7 protein-coding genes and 1 pseudogene are annotated in these 6,905 nt (G+C 34.3%); 6 read left to right on the top strand and 2 right to left on the bottom strand.

Annotation, left to right across the window (positions count from 1 at the left end):
* Nucleotides 1–613 (bottom strand): alpha/beta fold hydrolase (locus WBG45_RS15970; RefSeq protein ID WP_424416075.1); only part of this gene is annotated, 613 nt, incomplete at its 3' end.
* A 223-nt stretch (nucleotides 614–836) separates the two neighbouring features.
* Between WBG45_RS15970 and WBG45_RS15965 the strand changes: the two genes are divergently transcribed.
* The 6 genes from WBG45_RS15965 (at nucleotide 837) to WBG45_RS15940 (ending at nucleotide 6,474) form a co-directional block, all read left to right on the top strand.
* Nucleotides 837–2,099, top strand: coding sequence for a TraB/GumN family protein (locus WBG45_RS15965; protein ID WP_424416073.1), 1,263 nt, complete (start codon nucleotides 837–839; stop codon nucleotides 2,097–2,099).
* A gap of 221 nt (nucleotides 2,100–2,320) precedes the next feature.
* Complete coding sequence (locus WBG45_RS15960) at nucleotides 2,321–3,223, top strand: phosphotransferase (protein WP_424416072.1); 903 nt, start codon at nucleotides 2,321–2,323, stop codon at nucleotides 3,221–3,223.
* Between the two features lie 52 nt (nucleotides 3,224–3,275).
* On the top strand, nucleotides 3,276–3,710 hold the full coding sequence (locus WBG45_RS15955; RefSeq protein ID WP_424416071.1) for a DUF4304 domain-containing protein: 435 nt from the start codon (nucleotides 3,276–3,278) through the stop codon (nucleotides 3,708–3,710).
* A gap of 91 nt (nucleotides 3,711–3,801) precedes the next feature.
* Nucleotides 3,802–4,422, top strand: coding sequence for a zinc dependent phospholipase C family protein (locus WBG45_RS15950; RefSeq protein ID WP_424416070.1), 621 nt, complete (start codon nucleotides 3,802–3,804; stop codon nucleotides 4,420–4,422).
* Between the two features lie 765 nt (nucleotides 4,423–5,187).
* Nucleotides 5,188–5,733: a GNAT family N-acetyltransferase gene (locus WBG45_RS15945; RefSeq protein ID WP_424416074.1), complete on the top strand. Its 546-nt coding sequence runs from the start codon at nucleotides 5,188–5,190 to the stop codon at nucleotides 5,731–5,733.
* 36 nt (nucleotides 5,734–5,769) lie between these two features.
* Nucleotides 5,770–6,474: a class I SAM-dependent methyltransferase gene (locus WBG45_RS15940; protein ID WP_424416069.1), complete on the top strand. Its 705-nt coding sequence runs from the start codon at nucleotides 5,770–5,772 to the stop codon at nucleotides 6,472–6,474.
* A gap of 70 nt (nucleotides 6,475–6,544) precedes the next feature.
* Here the strand turns inward: WBG45_RS15940 and WBG45_RS15935 are convergent.
* Nucleotides 6,545–6,905: pseudogene (locus WBG45_RS15935) on the bottom strand (hypothetical protein); the annotation flags it as partial.

Genomic DNA, 6,905 nt, shown 5'->3' with positions numbered 1-6,905 from the left:
GCATGGCTTGTATTATATGTTTTGCAGTTGTTCCTCTTGCATGCCATCGTACTTTATTGCCCAATACGATGCCAAGATCTTTAACTGCCAATTCCAAAAGTGGGGACCATCTAGAGTAAGCTGCTTTTTCAGAGCTAATGAAATCATTCCAGTTATTAAAAACGTACTCTTCGAAATCTTTTTCGTAATGGGCAATTTCTTGTTCTAAAGATTTTTCCCCCCGCCGTTTAGTCTGGTATCCACCATCTATAAGGATTGTTCCAATCGTTCTCCCAGGGAATTCAATCAAATAGTATAGTGCTACAAAACTTCCCCATGAATGAGATAAGAAATAAAACGTTTCAATTTCAAGGATATCTAATATCCGATTTATCCATACAGCTAGTTTTGGATACTCATATTTATCTGCTTCTGAAAAGGGTGGTGTCTTGCCGTGTCCGGGAGCATCTATTGAAATAATTCGATATTCTACTTTTAATTCATCAGCAATCTCAATAAAACTAAGCCCCGTGCTTCCTAATCCATGAAGACAGAAAATCACGGGATTTCTCTTACAACCCCATTCTGTAATATGTATATCCATATCACCATCATGAATAAAGTATCTTTTCATATCCATTTTAATAAAGCCCCTTTTGGATGAGTGTTTATGTTTATTGTCAATTATACCAATTAAATTAAGAAGACATTGAGCAAGAGATTAATTAAGAATGTCATACATTTTCTGTAACCCAAAGAAATTAAATTGTATTTTATTCCAAATGGTGGAACTTTTTTTAGTCATAATCGTAAATAACATATGACAAAAGAAATAATGATTGAAAAGGGGAGTTCCATTGCTCAAAACAATTAAATACATACTTTTATTAGGAATCATCATAATTTCCACTACAGCCTGCTCACCGACATCTGAAACGATAAAACTAGAAAATTATTTTCAAGATGATTCTTTGGAAATGGTTGTACGAAAAGAACTTAAAAGTGAAAATCCAAAGGTATCGAAAAAAAAATTTGCAACTATAAAATCATTGAAAGCACCTGAAGCTGGCATTACTGACCTTGAAGGAATTGAAAAATTAACCTCTCTTAATTACTTAGATATTACTGGGAATGACATCGACGATCTATCCCCTTTATTATCGTTAGAAAATTTGTCAGAAGTTGACCTAGGGGATGTTTACTTCACTGGTGATAAGGAAGCACCTATGTGGAGTGTGCTAGAAAAACTCGAGAAAAACGGGGTAGAAGTTCATACTAATGCACGACTTTCTTTTGAGGAACATGTTGGTCCTTCGGAAGGTGTCTTTTACAAAGTTAAGAAAGATAATCAAACAGTTTATTTACTAGGTTCTATTCATCTAGGAGACCAAAGTTTATACCCTCTAAATGAACAAATTAATACTGCGTTTGAGGAAGCTGATCACTTAGCTGTTGAAATCGATATTGGAGATCTGGATGAAATGGAAGTTTCTCAAACCATTATGCAACAAGGAATGTATCAGGATGGCAAAGTTCTCTCTGAAGTGGTTGAAGAGGATGTGTTCAATGATGCATTGGAGCAATTGTCAGCTTTAGGTATGAATGAAGAGATAGTTGACCAATTTCAACCATGGTTTGTAACGATGCTGCTGTCTGAAGTCGCGTTACAAGAAACTGCATTAAATGCAGAATTCGGGATAGATAAACACTTCATTGAACGTGCAAAAGATAAGAGTTTACCAATTATTAGTCTTGAATCTGTAGAAAGTCAGATTGCCTCAATGAGTTCTGCCCCTGAAGAAGAGCAAATTGAAAGTCTTGAATATACAATAGAGTCCATCGACAACTTTGAAGAAGAATTAATTCAATTAATGCGTGTCTGGCGCTCTGGCAATACCGATGTATTTTCACAGTTGAGAGAAATGAATCAAGGTTCTGATCAATTAGCAATGGACGAAAGAGATTTATTAATGTCGGGTAAAATAGAAGAGTTTTTAAATGGAGATAACGGCGATACCTATTTTGTTGTTGTCGGTTCTCTACACTTAGCCGGTGAAAACTCTATTACCGACTTACTTAAAACACGAGGTTATTCTGTTGAGCCGCCTGGTGAATTCTAAGCGAGAGCTCAAACGAATAAATGCATCATAGGTGGAGAATTTCTGAAAAAAATTTAATAAACTATATAAAGTTTTCAAATGCGGGATTTTTTTCAGTATTGAAATTAACAGCATTCAAATGAATAAATGCTCAATGCTAATACCGAGGATGGACTGTCAAATTACCCGGAATAAGTAATTGATTGTCAAATTGCTATAAGTAACGAAAGGGGGGGTGAGATATGAGATTAACAAATAAAAAAATAGAAAAATTAAGGTTTACTATTTTTAATGTTCTTCAGAATGTTCTTCATTGGCAGATTGAAGAACTAAAATTTATAGATAATGGAGTTAATAACGCGGTTTTCTTAATTAAAGAAAAAAATTCAGGAATGCTTGCTATAAGAACTCCTTGGCGAACTGAAGATAATTTGAATGACATAAATTTAAGTGTTCGTTCTTTAAAAAAAGAATCGGTTATCTCAGACCATTGTTATAAATATAAAATCCCAGTACCAAAAGTTCATAAATTATATTTAAGTGATGAAATAAACTTTTTAGTTTCTGACTTTGTATCAGGAGATAATAAAGAGATAGCTTCCTTTGATATTGGTCAACTTACATCTAAACTACATAAAATTCCGCTAGATAATTTATCTATTATTGGCCAACATGAACGACCATTAACAAATATTATTTCGCACAGAATAACAGAACGTGTTAACACACTACGTAAACTGACGAATACTAACTTTGTGATTTCAGAAGAATTGGAGTCAATTCTTAATACAACTCAAACAGAGAACTGTTTACTACACCTTGATATTAGACAACCAAATTTAATAGGAGAAAATGGAATTATAAAAGGAATTATAGATTGGGATAATGCTTTTATTGGTAATCCCATTATGGAATTAATGAGAATTTCTGAATCAAAAGAAATAAATGAAGAAGAATTTCTAAAAGGATATAACGATACAGAGATTATCGGAAATACTGATGGAGTAATACAATCAATTTACCGACTTGATACTGCTTTAATGTTGTCCATTTTATTCATTTCGTTCTTAGAAGACTCCACTAAAAGAGATTACTATCTAAAGCGTGTTCATTTTCTAAGTCAAGAAATAAACAATAGATTATAATTATCCTTCGCTTAAAGGAATTTCATTTCGAAAACAATTTGTATTCTATTAGATGAACTTGATTGGAGTGGATATCTTGTCAGCAGAACGGGAAGCAATGATCAATTCATTAAAACAACAAGTAATTCCAACATTAAGGGAACGAGGTTTTAAAGGTTCCTTTCCTCACTATTATAGAAAGTCAGAAAATCAAACTGATTTATTGATGTTTCAATTTAGTATGTGGGGAGGCGTTTTGTATGTAGAAATCTCAAAATGTCCAACTATAGGTTATACAGATGAAATTTCTGGAAAACATATTCCTCTTAATAAATTAAAGGTTTATCAAATAGGTGGGGGGTCTCCTTTTAATAGAACTCGTATTGGAAAAGATAAAGGAGGATCATTTAAATTTGATTTAATTAATACAGATAAAGTTTCTCGGATAATTAATCATTCATTGAAAGAAGCAGAAGAATGGTGGAGTTCATATCCAAACTGGTGGTAGGTTTAAATAATTTAATCACTAATAATTGAACTAACTTGTATTTTAGTAAATAAAGTGAGTATTTATAAACAATTAAAGAAAGGAGTTTAACATGGGATCAAGAATGATGCATTTAATAATTGCCAATCAAGTTTTTGAAAAGCTTGAGATACCTAATCAACAAAGGTTTCTTCTAGGTGGAATTGCTCCCGATGCGGCATTTACACCAGATAGAAAAAATACATCACACTTTTTTGAAGGACGATTAGATGACGGTACAAGGTTTGTAAATTACAAAGTGTTTATTGAAAAATATCAAGCTGATATTCAAGATGAATTTATGCTTGGTTATTTAACACATTTAATTTCTGATGATGTATGGATGAAGTTTATTTATTTTAAAAATGACTTTTATAATCGACTTGCTGCTGACCCGGAGTTATTGGGGAGATGGCACGAAGATTTTCGGAAATTAAACGGAAAATTAATAGAAAAGTTCGAGTGTGGAGAATTGAAAAACAATTTAGTTGGTGTCTCTCTGGGTAATAAAGTATGCGAAATAGACTCTAAAGACTTGCAAAGCTTTACGATAGAAACTTTAAATGATTTTACATATAACCAAGAAGATTTAGGACAAGAATTGAAAGTGTATACTTTTAGTGAAATCAGCGATTACATTGAGCTGGCGACTGACAGTGCAGTTAAAGTTTGTCGCTCTGTAATTCGTATTTAAATAGAAGTGTTTGCATCAAACATTCAAATCAGAGGCTACCTTGAAAAGGTGGCTTTTTTGAAAGATAAGAAAGTATATAATTTTAGTTCGATAAATCCAGTGTTTCAGGTGTTTTGGACATAAAGATTGATTCATTAATATTGTTGATTTCCGTTTCAACGCCCTTTCATGTTTCGAAGCTAGCGTAGCGATGCAGAAACAGGCGGACGCTTTCCGCGGGGCGGGCGGTGAGCCTCCTCGGTCGCTTCGCGATCTGCGGGGTCTCACCTGTCCCGCTGATTCCACTACAATCCATGAAGTGAGTAGTAACCAACAAGAAAATGTATCAATTGCTTATTGCTAAGACAAGAATAAATGATTCTAAGTTAAGCTAGAGATAGAACCAACCTATAATCTTAGTTCCCATCTATATTAGTTGATTGAAGCGCAGGTGGCGACTTCTGCGGGAATAGCATGAGCTGAAGACCCCGCAGGAAAGATGCTGGCCAAGAGCCAGTATCTTTGCGACGAGTAACCGCAGGAGCACATGTTTTTGAAGTGACGAGGAGACTGAAGCCATGCCCGCGAACAGCGTCCACCGTAGCGGAAATCAACAGGCTATTATGGTTACTTTTCTTAAAAGGACCGGGCGCACTTTGCCCGGTTTTTCTTAAGTTTTACCAGTGGCTTTGTAATAAATGATTAAAGACATAATTGTATAATATTGTTATTATAAGAGTAGATAGAATAGTTCGATTATGGATTTCCTTCAAAGGGGGACTTTTTATTTTTACCTACAAGATTGATGATACGACAAAATTAAAGATGCTAGACTTACAGGATGCGAAGCAGCTGTTTGCATTAACGGATCAATCAAGAGAAAGTTTAAAAGAATGGCTACCCTTTATTGATTACAACAAGTCTGTGGTGGATACTGAAGCATTTATTAAATCAACAATGAAACAATTCAGCGAGAATAATGGCTTTCAATCGGGAATTTGGTCTGGTGAAAAAATAGCAGGAGTAATAGGATTTCATCAAATCAATTGGAGTAATAAATCGACAAGCATAGGCTATTGGTTGGGTAAAGGTTTTGAAGGAAAAGGATTAATGACTAAATCTGTTCATGCTTTTGTAAATCATGCGCTCACTGAGTTGAATTTAAATCGGGTAGAGATTCGTGCGGCTGTGGAAAACAAGAAAAGTAGAGCGATTCCAGAGAGATTGAATTTCACCGAAGAAGGACGTATTCGCCAATCTGAATGGCTCTACGATCATTACGTTGATCATATTGTTTATAGCATGCTTGCTGAGGATTGGAATAAGAAGTGAGTTGTTAGTTCATGTACAAATAGCGGGGGTATTTTTTTGGGGAAAACGATAATAAATTATGATGATTTATTAGAGATGTTAGACGATTTTCTAAGAGAACCTAAAGAATTCTGGGAAAGCTTTTATATGGATAAAAATAAAGAAATTCCATTTTTTAAGGTAAAGGGACCAGATGAGAATTTAGTAGAGTACATGGAACATGAACTTATTGTGCCTGGGCGTGTTTTAGAGTTGGGTTGTGGACCAGGTAGAAATGCAATTTACATGGCTCAAAAAGGATATAAAGTAGATGCAATTGATATATCAGAAAATGCAATAGAATGGGCAAAAGAAAGAGCAAATGAAGTTGGCGTAGATATCAACTTTCTTCAAACATCTCTTTTTGATTTTAATGTTGAACCAAACTCTTACGATTTTATATATGATTGCGGTTTGCTTCATCATTTGGCACCACATCGACGTTTAACCTACTTGGAAATCATTAAGAAAGCACTGAAACAAGATGGGCATTTCGGTCTTGTCTGTTTTAATACAGAAGGTGCATTAGATACCTCGGATTGGGAAATTTATCGAGCAGGCAGCTTGAAAAGAGGAATAGGTTATACTGAAGACCGTTTAAAAGAATTATTTATTAATGACTTTAAGATTATTAATTTTAGGAAAATGAAAAAAATTACTCAACCTAATCATCTTTTTGGTGAAGACTTTTTATGGAGTAGCCTCATGCAAATTAAAAAATAATTGGTACATAACGTAGAAAACCTACATCAAAAAAACGAGCGAGGGTCATCAGCCCTCGCTCGTATTGTTTTTAATGGGACCTATTTAAAGTTATCCGATGATTTGTATTAATAAATTGTTGTTTCAAATATTCCATAAAAACATCTTTAACTAGAAATTCCTTCGAAAAATCAATCAGATTGTTATCCTTTACACTAGGATACCCACACACTTCTTCGTAAATAAGCGATGAGCCTGTGCCAACAGTATACTTTTTAGTGAAATCTATCGAATCTCTATTTACATATATATCAGAAATAATTCCCTGATGCTCTGTCCAGCTGACACCAGAGAATTGTAACTTTCCTATAGGTATACCCTGGGGACGGAACCCATTGCCATATACTTTTCGGCTCGTAATTTCTTCGTTGAAGGTTTCATGTATAAGGCCG

This window comes from Paenisporosarcina sp. (assembly GCF_049671445.1).
Lineage (GTDB): Bacteria > Bacillota > Bacilli > Bacillales_A > Planococcaceae > Paenisporosarcina.
Note: the sequence above shows the minus strand (reverse complement) of the source record. Positions and strands in the feature narration are given on the sequence as shown.